Below are 1,483 nucleotides of genomic sequence, written 5' to 3' on the forward strand. Positions count from 1 at the left end.
ATTTAATACCTATGTATGGAGATGACATCAATAATAGAGCTAATAAGTATTTGTATAATTCAATTGGAAAATGTTTTAGTTATGTGATGCATCAGTATTATACGTGGAGTTCTAGGACAATTATTAACTTCGTGATGTATTACTTAGAAACTAAACCAGTATTTGTTTTTGCAATAGTTACAGCATTACTATTTTGGCTATTAAACTATAGCATTTCAGAAATATTTAATGTTAAAAATAATATTAAAATGAATATTTTAATCCTTCTTTTCATGTATTGTTTGCCTTATTATGAACTTTTCACAGCGGGATGGATCGCAACAACTTCAACCTATTTTTTCCCATTTGTTTTAGGAATGTACTGTTTAATTTACCTTTACAGGGGGGAAAAAATGCATAAAGCAAATTTTCCATTTATGTTTATTGCAACGTTATATGCAGCAAATAATGAGCAAATGCTTGTCTTTTTATTTGTTATTTTTATTTGGAAAATTTTAATTATGATTTTTAATAGACAAAAGGTACATGTGTTTGTTTATATACAAGTAATAGAATTAGTTTGTTCGTTAGTATGGATGCTTTTATGCCCAGGGAATAAAGTTAGAAATTTAGTTGATACAAGACATTACTTTAAAGGCTTTAATAACCTTTCTATCTTTAATAAGATTGATATTATAGCAATGACGACAGGACAACATTTTATGTATGGATTAATTCTAAATATTTTATTATTATTTACCGTTATTAGTATTTATCAATTTTTTAAGGGAAAGAAAGAAGGCTTAAGGTTAAATATTCAATTCCTGGTAAGCATAGCAACGGAAGCTGTTATTATCCTGTGTAGCATTTTATATTTATATCATCGTTTATATAATAGATTTAATAGATTATTCTTTTTTCCAAAAAATGGATTACTATATAGCACTCAACCATTGATATTTGTTATTTTATTAATAATGATAAATGTTTTCTTAGTAGTTATGACTTATTATAATGTATCTGTATTTAGGCCATTTTATAGAAACATGGATTTATACATTATATTAACTGCCGGATTATTTTCAAGACTTGTAATCATGCAAAGTGCAACACAATATGCATCCTCAACAAGGACTTTCTTTATATTTGAATGCTCGATAATTATAATTTCGTTTTTAATTTGTATGGACAGTATACAAATAAATTTTGCTTTAAATGTTGAATTTATTTGTGTGTTTGTTGTAGCTTTAGCAAATATATATATTCTTATGTTCGTAATGTGTCTTAATAATTATGACTTAATGTTAAGATATTTAAGACTATGGATAGGCATATTTAATAATTAAATTATATTTCTGTTAATTTAAATTTAGCTTAACCTAGTTGATGAGGCTAATTTGTAAGTTCTACATTAAATGACACTGATAACTAAATTGGCTCATTGTCAATCGGTACTGATAACTAAATTTAATCAGTTCAAGCAACTAAGTTGCTTGGGCTGTTT

Annotated in this window: 1 protein-coding gene; it reads left to right on the forward strand. The window is 26.0% G+C overall.

All coding sequences use genetic code 11. The features are described 5' to 3' along the window. On the forward strand, positions 1-1,325 hold a 1,325-nt coding region (locus tag H5975_RS08040), incomplete at its 5' end, for a DUF6056 family protein (protein ID WP_204785604.1). Positions 1,326-1,483: the final 158 nt, after the last annotated feature.

The sequence above is a fragment of the Limosilactobacillus coleohominis genome, from assembly GCF_016901675.1.
Lineage (GTDB): Bacteria > Bacillota > Bacilli > Lactobacillales > Lactobacillaceae > Limosilactobacillus > Limosilactobacillus intestinavium.